This is a genomic window from Cupriavidus phytohabitans (assembly GCF_000426345.1).
In the GTDB taxonomy this organism is placed as follows: Bacteria; Pseudomonadota; Gammaproteobacteria; order Burkholderiales; family Burkholderiaceae; genus Cupriavidus.
In genome coordinates this window covers 13,030-26,271 of the sequence record NZ_AUFE01000012.1, presented here as the reverse complement: position 1 = coordinate 26,271, position 13,242 = coordinate 13,030, and the positions used below count along the sequence as shown (strand labels likewise).

10 protein-coding genes, 1 tRNA gene and 2 riboswitches are annotated in these 13,242 nt (G+C 68.0%); of the genes, 7 read left to right on the top strand and 4 right to left on the bottom strand.

What is annotated here, in order from left to right; all coding sequences use genetic code 11:
• Positions 1-19: 19 nt before the first annotated feature.
• A tRNA-Arg gene (locus K309_RS0111505) sits at positions 20-95 on the bottom strand.
• A gap of 454 nt (positions 96-549) precedes the next feature.
• Here K309_RS0111505 and K309_RS0111500 point away from each other — a divergent pair.
• Complete coding sequence (locus K309_RS0111500; protein ID WP_029046551.1) at positions 550-1,443, top strand: c-type cytochrome; 894 nt, start codon at positions 550-552, stop codon at positions 1,441-1,443.
• Between the two features lie 74 nt (positions 1,444-1,517).
• On the opposite strand, the gene hemN is transcribed toward K309_RS0111500, so the two are convergent.
• On the bottom strand, positions 1,518-3,014 hold the full coding sequence (gene hemN, locus K309_RS0111495; protein ID WP_029046550.1) for an oxygen-independent coproporphyrinogen III oxidase: 1,497 nt from the start codon (positions 3,012-3,014) through the stop codon (positions 1,518-1,520).
• Between the two features lie 182 nt (positions 3,015-3,196).
• Between hemN and K309_RS0111490 the strand changes: the two genes are divergently transcribed.
• A complete protein-coding gene (locus K309_RS0111490) occupies positions 3,197-4,318 on the top strand; it encodes an ABC transporter substrate-binding protein (RefSeq protein ID WP_029046549.1) in 1,122 nt (373 codons plus the stop codon).
• On the opposite strand, the gene K309_RS36400 is transcribed toward K309_RS0111490, so the two are convergent.
• Positions 4,304-5,026, bottom strand: a complete 723-nt coding sequence (locus tag K309_RS36400) for an ATP-binding protein (protein ID WP_369796413.1) — start codon at positions 5,024-5,026, stop codon at positions 4,304-4,306. The genes K309_RS0111490 and K309_RS36400 overlap by 15 nt on opposite strands.
• On the opposite strand from K309_RS36400, the gene K309_RS42420 reads away from it, so the two are divergent.
• Positions 5,017-5,271 (top strand): hypothetical protein, encoded by a 255-nt coding sequence (locus K309_RS42420; RefSeq protein WP_198030810.1) that lies wholly within the window; start codon positions 5,017-5,019, stop codon positions 5,269-5,271. The two genes, K309_RS36400 and K309_RS42420, sit on opposite strands and share 10 nt — an antisense overlap.
• A 225-nt stretch (positions 5,272-5,496) precedes the next feature.
• On the opposite strand, the gene K309_RS0111480 is transcribed toward K309_RS42420, so the two are convergent.
• Complete coding sequence (locus tag K309_RS0111480) at positions 5,497-7,593, bottom strand: UvrD-helicase domain-containing protein (RefSeq protein ID WP_029046548.1); 2,097 nt, start codon at positions 7,591-7,593, stop codon at positions 5,497-5,499.
• 276 nt (positions 7,594-7,869) lie between these two features.
• Between K309_RS0111480 and K309_RS0111475 the strand changes: the two genes are divergently transcribed.
• The 4 genes from K309_RS0111475 to gcvP all read left to right on the top strand — a co-directional run bounded on the left by K309_RS0111475 (position 7,870) and on the right by gcvP (position 13,161).
• Positions 7,870-8,097, top strand: a complete 228-nt coding sequence (locus K309_RS0111475) for a YMGG-like glycine zipper-containing protein (protein ID WP_029046547.1) — start codon at positions 7,870-7,872, stop codon at positions 8,095-8,097.
• Positions 8,098-8,198: 101 nt separating this feature from the next.
• Positions 8,199-8,285, top strand: a riboswitch (glycine riboswitch).
• A gap of 21 nt (positions 8,286-8,306) precedes the next feature.
• Positions 8,307-8,430, top strand: a riboswitch (glycine riboswitch).
• Positions 8,431-8,525: 95 nt separating this feature from the next.
• On the top strand, positions 8,526-9,653 hold the full coding sequence (gene gcvT, locus K309_RS0111470; RefSeq protein WP_029046546.1) for a glycine cleavage system aminomethyltransferase GcvT: 1,128 nt from the start codon (positions 8,526-8,528) through the stop codon (positions 9,651-9,653).
• Positions 9,654-9,752: 99 nt separating this feature from the next.
• Complete coding sequence (gcvH, locus tag K309_RS0111465; RefSeq protein WP_029046545.1) at positions 9,753-10,133, top strand: glycine cleavage system protein GcvH; 381 nt, start codon at positions 9,753-9,755, stop codon at positions 10,131-10,133.
• A 97-nt stretch (positions 10,134-10,230) separates the two neighbouring features.
• Entirely contained in the window at positions 10,231-13,161 is a 2,931-nt protein-coding gene (gene gcvP, locus K309_RS0111460) for an aminomethyl-transferring glycine dehydrogenase (protein ID WP_029046544.1), read from the top strand.
• Positions 13,162-13,242 lie beyond the last annotated feature (81 nt).

The following is a 13,242-nucleotide window of genomic DNA, read 5'->3' as shown; positions in this document are numbered from 1 at the left end:
CGGAAACCCTTGTGGGGATTGGCGCGCCCGGCTGGGATCGAACCAGCAACCCCTGCCTTCGGAGGGCAGTACTCTATCCATTGAGCTACGGGCGCACAGAGACGGTTTTTCAACCGGCATTGCAGGTACAGCGGTTGCGGCGCGCGAATGCCGCCGCAGGAAAGTCGCATAGGATACCGCTTTTGTCCCCCGCCGTCCATGAGGGCTCTCCGGAGGCTCAGGCATACGTCTCGCAACCGCCGCTTTTGGCACTGGCAAAGGGTGGAATGGGGCTATAATCGCCAGCTATTTGCGTCAAATCGTGCCCCTCACGCGTTCGACCAGGATCAAGGCTTTGCGACTTTGATTCGGCGACAATCCGGGGCCCGGCCCGGGGGACAGTCCGAAGTGCGCAAATTGCGACAGACCCAAGTCAGGCTACGGCCGCAAGGCAGCATTGGCGGACTCCTGTCGGGCCCCTTGCGGGCCTGGTAGTGGTCAGACAAGGGCCAGATAAAGCAAGCCGAGGGTGAGCGGCCAGAAGGTTTCCTGCAAAACTGAGAGTTCTGTATGAGCGACGTCCACAACGAACACCACGAACACGAGTCTCCTATCAAGACACCCAAGCAGCTGATCGCCGTGGTGGTCGCGGCTTTCCTGGTACCGATCCTCGTGATCGTCCTGCTGGTCAACTTTGTGGGACACGGCTCTACTGAAAGCGCCGGCACGGTCGCCACGACAGAAGCCGTCAACGACCGCATCAGGCCGGTCGCGTCGCTCGAAATCAAGGATCCCAACGCACCGCGCGTGTTCAAGACCGGCGAACAGGTCTACAAGGAAATCTGCGCGGCCTGCCATGCCACCGGCGCGGCGGGTGCGCCCAAGTACGGTACCGCCGGCGACTGGGCCGCGCGCATCGGCCAGGGCTTCGACGGCCTGATGAAGTCGGTCCTGGGCGGCAAGGGCGCGATGCCGCCGCGCGCCGGCAGCACGCCTGACGACTACACCGATTACGAGCTGGCACGCGCCGTGGTCTACATGGCCGACGCCGGTGGCGCCAAGTTCCCCGAGCCGCCCGCACCGGCTGCCGCTGCACCCACCGCCGCCGCGGCGCCCGATGCGGCTGCCGCGCCGGCTGCTGCCGCTGCGCCGGCACCGGCCGCCCCCGCTGCTGCTGCCCCGGCGGCTCCGGCAGCCGCTGCCGCGGCACCCGCTGCTGCGTCGGCCGACATCGGCAAGAAGGTCTATGACCAGGTCTGCGCCGCCTGCCACGCCGCCGGCGTGGCAGGTGCGCCCAAGTTTGGCGACAAGGCCGCCTGGGCGCCGCGCCTGAAGGAAGGCATGGACGCGGTCCACAACTACGCGCTGAAGGGCAAGGGCGTGATGCCGCCCAAGGGTGGCTACAGCGGCCCGGACGCCGATGTGATCGCCGCGTCGGACTACATGGCGAACGCTGCCAAGTAAGACACGACTGCGCTGCAAACAACGACGCCCGCGAAATTCGCGGGCGTTTTCGTTTTATTTATGCCTGGCGGCGGTTACACGACGCGCGAGTAACGCGCCCGCGGCACGATGCGGATCGGCTGCGCGCCGTCGTTGGCGGCCTGCTGCGTGTCTTGGCTTTCGGGCCCGGCGACCGCGGCGCGGGCGGCATCGTCGCGCAGGTAGCGGTCGAACACCATGGCCACGCGCCGTACCAGCAGCCGGCCCAGCGGCGTGACCGTGATGCGGGCGGGCTCGACCTGCACCAGGCCATCGGCCGCCAGGGTCGCAAGTTCGGCCAGCTCAGGCGCGAAGTCCGTGCCAAAGTCGACGCCGTGGCGCCGCTCCAGCGCGGGGATATCCAGCACGCCGTTGCACATCAGCGCGCCGATCAGTTCGCGGCGCAGATGATCGTCAGCAGTCATTTCCACCCCGCGCGCCAGCGGCAGGCGGCCCTGGTCGAGCGCGCCATAGTAGTGATCCAGAGTGCGGGCATTCTGCACGTAGCGCCCCGCCACCGCGCCGATCGCCGAAATGCCGAGGCCGAGCTGGTCATAGCCGGCGTGCGTGGAATAGCCCTGGAAGTTTCGCTGCAGCCGGCCTTCGCGCTGCGCCACGGCCAGGTCGTCGTCGGGCAGCGCGAAGTGGTCCATGCCGATGTAGACGTAGCCCTCGGCGGTCAGGCGTTCGATGGTAGAGACCAGTATGTCGAGCTTCTCGCCGGCCGGCGGCAGCGTGCTTTCCTCGATGCGACGCTGTGGCTTGAAGACATGCGGCAGGTGCGCGTAGCTGTAGACCGAAAGACGGTCGGGCCGCAGCGTCAGCACCTGGTCAATGGTGCGGCCAAAGCGTGCGGCGGTCTGGTGTGGCAGGCCGTAGATCAGGTCGAGGCTGACCGAGCGGAAGCCGAGCCGGCGCGCGGCGTCGACTACGGCACGGGTCTCTTCGTAAGACTGGATCCGGTGGATGGCCTGCTGCACCTCGGGATCGAAATCCTGCACGCCCAGGCTGACGCGGTTGAAGCCCAGCTCGGCCAGCAGCGCCATGCGGGTGTCGTCAACACGGCGCGGGTCGATCTCGATTGAATGCTCGCCATCGGGCGGCAGTTCGAAATGCTCGTGCAGCAGCACCATCACGCGGCGCATTTCGTCGGGATCCAGGAAGGTCGGCGTGCCTCCGCCCCAGTGCGACTGGAGCACGCGCCGGCGCGTGCCGAGCTGCGTGGCCAGCAGCGCCATCTCGCGGCCCAGGTACGTGACGTAGCGGGCGCTGCGGCCATGGTCGCGCGTGATGATCTTGTTGCAGCCGCAGTAGTAACAGATGTTCTCGCAGAACGGGATATGCAGGTACAGCGACAACGGCGCGGGCGCATCGGCACGGCAGGCGGCCAGGGCGTCGTGGTACAGCGACAGGTCCGGGCCGTTCCTGAAGCGGTCGGCAGTCGGGTAGGAGGTGTAGCGCGGGCCGTTGCCGTCGATGCGGCCGGCGAGCGCGCGAAAGTCCGACAGCGCGCGGCGGTCGGGCGCAGGGGTAGTCATGGCAAGCGGGTTCATGGGGGCGCTGGGGAACGGTTTTTGACAGTCCATGCTAGGACCGCACGCCGAGCGTTGTGTTGATCATCGTCAAGCGCAGCGCCGGCGTGGCACAGGCGCGTGGGCGCCCGGCGTCACACGGCGGTCATACGTGGCGGATACGCTGCGCGCCGGCGCGACTTGCGCCCCTTTCCTATTGCGCGATGCCGATGCCGGACTCCCTGCCCCTGACTTCCCTGCCGTACCTACCGCTGCGCCGACGACTGCTGGTTGCCGGTGCAGCCGCCCTGGCGCTGCCCGCCGCACCGCTGCTGGCCCAGTCCCCGGCGCGCCGCACCGTGGTGGTGGGCCACCTGATCGACCGCGCCAGTGCGCAGGCCGACCTGGCGCGCGACTATCTGGCCGGCGCCAAGGTGCTGTTCGATGCGGCCAATGCCGCCAATGGCCCGGTACGGATCGTCCATGTGGTGCGCGAGGCCGATTCCGATCCGCGCCGCGTGCTGGCACAGGCGGTGGCGCTGGCCGACAGCGAGCGCGCCGAGCTGCTGTTCGGCGCAGGCGACCGCATCCTGCCGGCGCTGGCGTCATCGGCCGAGCTGGTCCGGCGCGGCGTGCAGATCGTCGCGCCGCTATCTGGCCTGGCGTTGGCTGGCGACAACGTCTGGTTCACCCGGGCCGACTACCAGGCCGAACTCGATACAGCGGTGCGACAGTTGCGCAGCTATGGCCTGAGCGCGATCGCGCTGGCGGTGGCGCCGGACTTCGCCACGCCAGCGCTGGCCCGGCTGGAGGCGCAGACCGGCACGCGCGCGGTGCCGCTCGATCCCAAGGCCGACCCGGGTGCCGACGCCGCGGCACGGCGCATTGCAGCGTCCCGCCCTGGCGCCGTGATCGTGGCGGGCGATACGCTGGCGTATGCCGGACTGGGCCGCGCGCTGGCCGCGCAGGGCTGGTATGGATTCCTGGTCGGCCTGTCGTCGGTCAGCGCCACGGCCGCGCGCGAGATCCTGGGCCCCGGCTACGCCGGCGGCATGGTGCTGACCCAGGTCGCACCCGGTCCGCAGCAGGCCACGCTGCGCGTGGTCAGGGAGCACGTGGCGCGCATGAAGCAATACCTGGATGAGCCGCCGTCCTCGGCGACGCTGGCCGGCTATATCGGCGCCGCATGGCTGGCGCGGGCGCTGGCCGGCATGCGCGCCAGCGGTGCCGCCGAGCTGCGCCGCGCGTTGCAGGGCCGTGTCGACGTGGGCGACTTTACCCTCGACTTCAGCCACGGGCAGCGCGGCTCGCAGTACGTCACGCTGGCGGTGTCAGGCGCGCGGTAGCGACAGGCGCGCACGCAGGCCGCCTTCGGGACGGTTGGACAGAACCAGCTCGCCGCCATGCCGCGCGGCGATGTCGGCCGCGATCGACAGGCCCATGCCGACGCCGCCGGTGGCGCGGCTGCGCGACGATTCGAGCCGGTAGAACGGCTCCATCACGCGCGCCAGCTGGTCCTCCGGGATGCCGGGGCCGTCGTCGCAGATATCGATCAGCACCCGCGCGGGGCTGTCGGCCAGCACGATGCTGGCCGCGCCGCCATAGCGCCGCGCATTCTCGACCAGGTTGACCACCGCGCGCCGCAGCTCCGACGGCCACGCCAGCAGCGGCTGCGCCTGGCCGCTGAGCGCGACCTCGTGGCCGGTGTCGGCGGCGTCGTCGACCACCGCCTGCAGCAGCGCCAGCACGTCCACGCGCTGGCGCGGGCCGCTGGCTTCGTCGCGGTCGCGCAGATAATAGAGCGTGGCGTCGATCAAGCCGTTCATCTCGGCCAGGTCCTGGCGCAGGCGGTAGCGCACCTCGCCCGCGTCGATGCGTTCGATGCGCAGGCTCATGCGTGTCAGCGGCGTGCGCAGGTCATGCGACACCGCGGTCAGGAAGCGTGATTGCTGGGCGAGCTGGGTGCGGATGCGCTGCTGCATCAGGTTCAGCGCCTGCGCCGCGGCGCGGGCTTCGGTCGGGCCACCGGTGTCGTCCAGCGGCGGTGCGTGCACGTCCTGCGCCAGCCTGCCGGCGCCGCTGGCCGCTGCGGCCGCGCGCCGAAGCCGTGGACCGCCTGCACCAGGCGCTCGAACAGGACCGCCGCGCCGTGCGCGAACGCTGGCTGGCGCTCGACGACAGCCTCGATTCCGCCCAGCGCCTGCGCCTGCGCCTGCGCCTGCGCGGCGCGCCCGATGCTGCGCGCTGGCTCGGACTGCCGCCAGGGCCGATGATGGCGCCGCAGCCGCAGGGGCGTTGAGCGCCGCGCCAAAAAAATCGCCCCCGCACGCTAGCGCGGCGGGGGCCAATACAGGGAAAAACCAGACGTGATGTCTGGAGCGGCAGGACCCGGGCAGGCCCTGCCGCCGCACAGCCGCACAGCCGTGAAAAGCGCAGCGCAGGCGGCACAACCGTCATGCTAACGAGCGCGGCGCGCGCGGTCTTGTCGGCCTGGTAGGGTTTTGTATCGGGACTGTACTGAACCTCAGCCAGCCGCCGCCTTGCCGGGGCCGCCGAGCAGCGCCTTGAGCGCGCCGAGCCGGTCCTTGGGGCTCATCGCCGGGGTTTCGTCCCTGGGCGCCGGCGCTTCTTCCAGCTTCATCTCGCCGATAAAGCGCGACGGCTGGCACGAGTAGGTCTCGCGCGCACGCTTGCGCTTCTTGCACCAGCTGATCTGCAGGCTGCGCTGCGCGCGCGTGATGCCGACGTACATCAGCCGGCGCTCTTCCTCGATCTTCTCGTCGGTCATGTCGTCGTCTTCGCGGCAGTGGGGCAGGATGCCCTCTTCCACGCCGACCAGGAACACGTGCGGATATTCCAGCCCCTTGGACGCGTGCAGCGTGGACAGCCGCACCGCGTCCGGGTCTTCCTCGCGCCCTTCGAGCATGCTCATCAGCGCCACGGTCTGCGTCAGCTCGAGCAAATTCTTGCCTTCGCTGCCGAAACCGTCGGCGTTGTCATAGCCGGTGGCTTCCTCGCCCTCGGCCGCTTCCGGCTTGGTGCCCTTGCGCTTGAGCCATTCAAGGAACTCCAGCGTGTTGGTCCAGCGAGACTGCGCCTGGCGCTCGTCGAAGCTGTCATACAGGTAGGCCTCGTAGTGGATGCCGGCCATCAGGTCGTCAAGCACTTCGGTAGCCGGGTCCTTGGCCGCGCGGTCGGCCAGCCGCACCATCGATTCGCAAAACACGCGCAGCGGCTCCAGCTGGCGCGGCTGCAGCTTGCCCTCGATGCCGCCCATCATCGCCGCTTCGAACAGCGACACCTTGGCCTGCCCGGCGAAGGTGCCCAGCACCTCGAGCGTGGTGTTGCCCACGCCGCGGCGCGGCGTGGTGATCGCGCGGATGAAGGCGGGATCGTCGTCGGGATTGGCGATCAGGCGCAGGTAGGCGCAGATGTCCTTGATCTCGGCCTTGTCGAAGAAGCTCTGGCCGCCCGACAGCACATAGGGGATGCGCTCGCGCCGCAGGATCTGCTCGAACAGCCGCGCCTGGTGGTTGCCACGGTACAGGATGGCGTAGTCGCGGAACTGCGCGCGGCGCTCGAACTTGTGCGCCGACAGGCGGAACACCACCGACTCGGCCTCGTGCTCCTCGTCGTTCATCGGATGGATGGCGATGGGATCGCCCATGCCATGCTCGCTCCACAGCTTCTTGTCGAACAGCTTGGGATTGTTGGCGATGACCGCGTTGGCCGCTTCCAGGATGCGCACGGTGGAGCGGTAGTTCTGCTCCAGCTTGATCACCTTGAGGTCGGGGAAGTCGGTCTGCAGCCCGCGCAGGTTGTCGAGCGTGGCGCCGCGCCAGCCGTAGATGGCCTGGTCGTCGTCCCCCACCGCGGTAAAGGCCGGCGCGCGCAGGTGCGAGCCGCCCGCCAGCAGCTTGAGCAGCTGGTACTGGCAGGCGTTGGTGTCCTGGTATTCGTCGACCAGGAAGTAGCGCAGCCGGTTCTGCCACTTCAGCTGTACCGCTTCATTGCGCGCGAACAGTTCCGCGGGCAGGCGGATCAGGTCGTCGAAATCCACCGCCTGGTAGGCGTTCAGCGTGGCGACGTAGTTGCGGTAGACCAGCGCGGCCTGGTGCTCGTCGGCATTGGCGGCCTGCGCGATCGCGGCCTCGGGATCGACCATGCCGTTCTTCCACAGCGAGATCGTGCTCTGCACGCCGCGGATCAGCTTCTTGTCGGTGGTGCCGAGCTGCTCCTGGATCAGGCCGAAGCAGTCATCCGAATCCATGATCGAGAACTGCGGTTTCAGGCCGACGTGCTCCGCCTCCATGCGCAGGATCTGCACGCCGAGCGAGTGGAAGGTACAGACCGTCAGCTGCTTGAGCGGGATGCGCTTGCCCTCGCGCGTGGTCTTGCCTTCCATCAGCTTGCCGATGCGCTCCTGCATCTCCTTGGCAGCCTTGTTCGTGAAAGTGACGGCGGCGATATGGCGCGGCTCGAAGCCCTTGTCTTCGATCAGGTGCGCGATCTTCTGCGTGATCACGCGGGTCTTGCCGGAACCCGCCCCGGCCAGCACCAGGCAGGGTCCGTCCAGATAGCGGACGGCTTCGGATTGGGCGGAATTCAGGCCGTGGCTCATGCGAAGGGCGGTCGGGAGATGGGGCGGATGAATGGGGCGAATAAATGGGGCGAATGCGAGGCGCGCGCCAGGGGCAGCAAACGCGCCCGGCGGCAAAGCTGTTGATGTTAACACGCTGGCCGCGCCTGGTCAGTCAGCGCCTGCCGCATCGTCTGCCCTCCTTGTGTCACTGGCGTAACACTTCGTAAAGGCCGGAGCCGATGAACGTGCGCCAGGTTCTAACAGTCATGTCCAGGCGTGTCTCGGACATGCAATATTCATCACTCGGAGCCAACAATGAAGATCCTGCAGACATTGACCAAGGCGACCCTGATCGGCGCGACGGTCGCGGCATTCGCTGGTTGCGCGGATATGACCCCGAAGCAGCGCAATACCGCCATTGGCGCGGGCGCGGGTGCCGTGGGCGGTGCCATCCTGACCGAGGGCAGCGCACTGGGTACGCTGGGTGGCGCGGCCGTGGGCGGCGTGATCGGTAACGTCGTGACCGACGACAAGAATAAATAACGCTACGTTCCGCCCCTGGCGGCGGGGCGCAGGAACGGGTACAGCCGCCGGGCGGCCGTCCGGCCTGGTTTGACAAAGGCCGGGGCCTCCCGTACATTGCGCGCATCCGACCGGGAGAGCGCGCAGAACTGCGCCGCCGAAGGGGTATCACCCGAAAACTCTCAGGCACCACGGACCGTTCGGATCGGCATGCAACATGCACACGATGCATGCCGCACTCTGGAGAGCGGCACCCGCCATTCGTGGCGAGCGTGCCCACCGAAGGGGCGCGCGAGGTTGGGTCCACTGGATCCGCTTCGTAATCTCTCAGGTATCGAGGACAGAGGGGTCATCCGCCGCAGCGGATTGCTTGCCATATTGGCGTAGCGATCGCCGCGGCGGATGGCCCTTTTTTGTTTTCGCAACCCGACATTGCCCCCGAGGATTCCATGACGCTCCAGGCCACGCCCCTCAACGCCATCCACCGCGCCCTCGGCGCCCGCATGGTCGATTTCGGCGGCTGGGACATGCCGGTCAACTACGGCTCCCAGATCGAAGAGCACAACGCCGTGCGCACCGACGCCGGCATGTTCGACGTGTCGCACATGTGCGTGGTCGATCTCAGCGGCCCCAATACCCGCGCCTTCCTGCGCGGCCTGCTGGCCAACAACGTCGACAAGCTGCAGACGCCGGGCAAGGCGCTGTATTCGTGCATGCTCGACGAAAAAGGCGGCGTGATCGACGACCTGATCGTCTACTTCTTTGCCGAGGACCGGTTCCGCCTGGTGGTCAACGCCGGCACCGCGGTCGGCGATATCGACTGGATCCGCGCCCGCAACGATGCCACCGGCAGCGGCGTGACCATTACCCCGCGCCGTGAAGACGTTGCGCCCGAGGGCGTGCAGCCGCTGGCGATCGTCGCAGTGCAGGGGCCCAACGCCCGCGCCAAGGTGTGGAGCACCTTCCCCTCGACCCAACCTTCCGATGCGCTCAAGCCGTTCAACGCTGTGGTGGTGCAGGACCCCGCACTCGGCGAGGTCATGGTCGCGCGCACCGGCTACACCGGCGAGGACGGTTTCGAGCTGGTGGTGCCGGCCGCCAGCGTCGCCGGCCTGTGGGAAAAGCTGAACGCCGCGGGTGTGCGCCCGGCTGGCCTGGGTGCGCGCGACACGCTGCGCCTGGAAGCCGGCATGAACCTGTACGGCCAGGACATGGACATCAATACCTCGCCGCTGGACGCTGGCCTGGCCTGGACCGTCGACCTGCAGAGCGAGCGCGACTTCACCGGCAAGGCGGCGCTGGCCGCCAACGGACAACAGCGGCAGTTCCTCGGCCTGATCCTGCGCGAGAAAGGCGGCGTGCTGCGCGCCCACCAGAAGGTCATCACGCCCGCCGGTGACGGCGAAATCACCAGCGGCACCTTCAGCCCCTCGCTGTCGCAATCGATTGCGTTCGCGCGCCTGCCGCGGGGCGTGAACGTCGGCGACACCGTGCAGGTGGAGATCCGCGACCGCAAACTCAACGCGACTGTGGTTAAACTGCCGTTTGTGCGTAATGGCAAGGCACTCGTGAGCTGAGGGAAACACCCGCTCACCCAACGGTCGCCCTCGCCTGCCGGCAGCGTTGCCGGGCAGGCATCACCCAACAAGAAACAGATCTGAATCCGGAGAACCTTCATGAATTTCCCCGCCGACCTCAAATACACCGAGTCGCATGAGTGGGTGCGCGTCGAAGCCGACGGCACGCTCACCATTGGCATCACCGACCACGCACAGGACGCGCTGGGCGACATCGTCTTCCTGGAACTGCCCGAAGTGGGCAAGTCGGTCGGTGCCGGCGACGCGCTGGCAGTGGTCGAATCGGTGAAGGCTGCTTCCGACATCTACGCCCCGGTGGCCGGCGAAGTGATCGCCGTCAATGAAGCCGCCACGGCCGCGCCGGAAAGCGTCAACGCCGACGCCTTCGACGCCTGGCTGTTCAAGCTCAAGCCCGCCAACAGCGACGACGTCAACGGCCTGATGTCAGCCGACGCGTACAAGGCCAGCGTCGGCGCCTGAAGTCCGTCATTCCCGCGAAGGCGGGAATGACAAGCAAATTGCAGCGCCGCGGCACGGCTGACCACCTGCCGCAGCGCTCCCCACGAGGTTCTTGCCCATGAACGCCCCGCTTCCCATGACTGCCGCCCAAGGTAACCGGCCCACGCTGGCCGAACTGGAGGCGCGCGACGCCTTCGCCGCCCGCCATATCGGCCCCGATACCCCCGAACAGCAGCACATGCTTCAGGTGCTCGGCTATGACAGCCGCGCCGCGCTGATCGACGCCGTGATCCCCGCCGCCATCCGCCGCCGCGACGGCATGCCGATGGGCGAGTTCACCGAGCCGCTGAGCGAGGAAGCCGCGCTTGCCAGGCTGCGCAGCCTGGCAAGCAAGAACCGCGTGCTCAAGAGCTTTATCGGCCAGGGCTACTACAACACCGTCACGCCCGCGGTCGTGCTGCGCAATATCTTCGAGAACCCGGCCTGGTACACGGCGTACACGCCCTACCAGCCGGAAATCTCGCAAGGCCGCCTGGAAGCGATGCTGAACTTCCAGCAGATGGTCACCGACCTGACCGGGCTGGATATCGCCAATGCGTCGATGCTCGACGAAGGCACCGCCGCCGCCGAAGCGATGACGCTGCTGCAGCGCGTGAACAAGCACGACTCGAACACCTTCTTCGTCGCCGACGACGTGCTGCCGCAGACGCTGGAAGTGGTACGCACGCGCGCGCTGCCGCTGGGCATCGAAGTCAAGGTCGGCCCTGCCGCCGACGCCGCTGCCGCGGGCGCCTTCGGCGTGCTGCTGCAGTACCCGGGCGTCAACGGCGACGTCAATGACTACCGCGCCATCGCCGACGCCGTGCATGCCGCCGGTGGCCTGGTGGTGGCTGCCGCCGACCTGCTGGCGCTGACGCTGATCGCCGCGCCGGGCGAATGGGGTGCCGACGTGGCCGTGGGCAACTCGCAGCGCTTCGGCGTGCCGCTGGGCTTCGGTGGCCCGCACGCCGGCTACATGGCGGTGAAGGATGCGTTCAAGCGCTCGATGCCGGGCCGCCTGGTGGGCGTGACTGTCGACGCGCAGGGCAACAAGGCATATCGCCTGGCGCTGCAGACGCGCGAGCAGCATATCCGCCGCGAAAAGGCCACCTCGAACATCTGTACCGCGCAGGTGCTGCTGGCGGTGATGGCGTCGATGTACGCCGTGTACCACGGCCCGCAAGGCCTGAAGCGCATCGCGCAGCGCGTGCATCGCCTGGCCGCGACGCTGGCCGCCGGGCTGGAGCAGCTCGGCTTCGCCCGCACCAACGCCACCTTCTTCGACACGCTGACGCTGGAAACCGGCTTCAACACCGAAGCCATCCACGCCGCCGCCACCGCGCGCGGCATCAACCTGCGCCATGCCGGCGCCACGCGCGTCGGCATCTCGCTGGACGAGACCGCCACCCGCGCCGACGTGGTCGCGCTGTGGGAAATCTTCACGCAAGGCAAGCCGCTGCCGGCGGGCCTCGATTTCGACAAGCTCGAAGCCGCCACCGATGACGCGTTCCCGGCCGCACTGGCACGCACCAGCGAATACCTGACGCACCCGGTCTTCAATACGCACCACGCCGAGCACGAGATGCTGCGCTACCTGCGCATGCTCGCCGACAAGGACCTGGCGCTGGACCGCACCATGATCCCGCTGGGCTCGTGCACGATGAAGCTGAACGCGACCAGCGAGATGATCCCGGTGACTTGGCCCGAGTTCAGCCAGATCCACCCGTTTGCCCCGCTGGACCAGACCGTGGGCTACCGCGAGATGATCGACCAGCTCGAGGCCATGCTGTGCGCCGCCACCGGCTACGCCGCGGTCAGCCTGCAGCCCAACGCCGGCTCGCAAGGCGAGTATGCCGGCCTGCTGATCATTCATGCGTATCACGCCAGCCGCGGCGAAAGCCATCGCGACATCTGCCTGATCCCGTCGTCGGCGCACGGCACCAACCCGGCGTCGGCGCAAATGGCCGGCATGAAGGTGGTGGTGGTTGCCTGCGATGAGAACGGCAACGTCGACCTGGAAGACCTGGCGAAGAAGGCCGAGCAGCACAGCAAGAACCTGGCTGCCATCATGATCACCTACCCGTCCACGCACGGCGTGTTCGAGCAGGGCGTGCAGCAGATCTGCGAGATCGTGCACCAGCACGGCGGCCAGGTCTATGTCGACGGCGCCAATATGAACGCGATGGTCGGCACCGCCGCGCCAGGCCAGTTCGGTGGCGACGTGTCGCACCTTAACCTGCACAAGACCTTCTGCATCCCGCACGGCGGCGGCGGCCCGGGCGTGGGTCCGGTCGCGGTCGGCGCGCACCTGGCGGACTTCCTGCCCAACCAGGACAGCGTCGGCTATCGCCGCGACGACCGCGGCATCGGCGGCGTGTCGGCGGCACCGTTCGGCTCGGCCAGCATCCTGCCGATCTCGTGGATGTATATCGCGATGATGGGTTCGGCCGGCCTGACCGCCGCCACCGAGAACGCCATCCTGGCCGCCAACTACGTGGCCAAGCGCCTGGCGCCGTACTACCCGGTGCTGTACACCGGCCAGCACGACCTGGTCGCGCACGAGTGCATCCTGGACGTGCGCCCGCTGCAGAAGGAAACCGGCATCAGCAACGAAGACGTGGCCAAGCGCCTGATGGACTACGGGTTCCACGCCCCGACCATGAGCTTCCCGGTACCGGGCACGCTGATGATCGAGCCGACCGAGAGCGAGGCGCTGCACGAGCTGGACCGCTTTATCGACGCGATGATCGCGATCCGCCAGGAAATCGGCCGCGTCGCCGACGGTACTTTCGACCGCGAGGACAACCCGCTCAAGCACGCGCCCCACACCGCCGCGGTGGTGACCGCCAACGAGTGGACCCACAAGTACACGCGCGAGGAAGCCGCTTATCCGGTGGCATCGCTGCGCACGCAGAAGTACTGGCCGCCGGTTGGCCGTGCCGACAACGTGTACGGCGACCGCAACCTGTTCTGCAGCTGCGTGCCGGTCAGCGACTACGTGGTCGACTGACGCACGCCCAGGCCGGTGCCGCCGCGTCCGCGGCGACGCGGCCGTCGCACTATTCTCAAGATGACGGACCCGCCGGCGGCG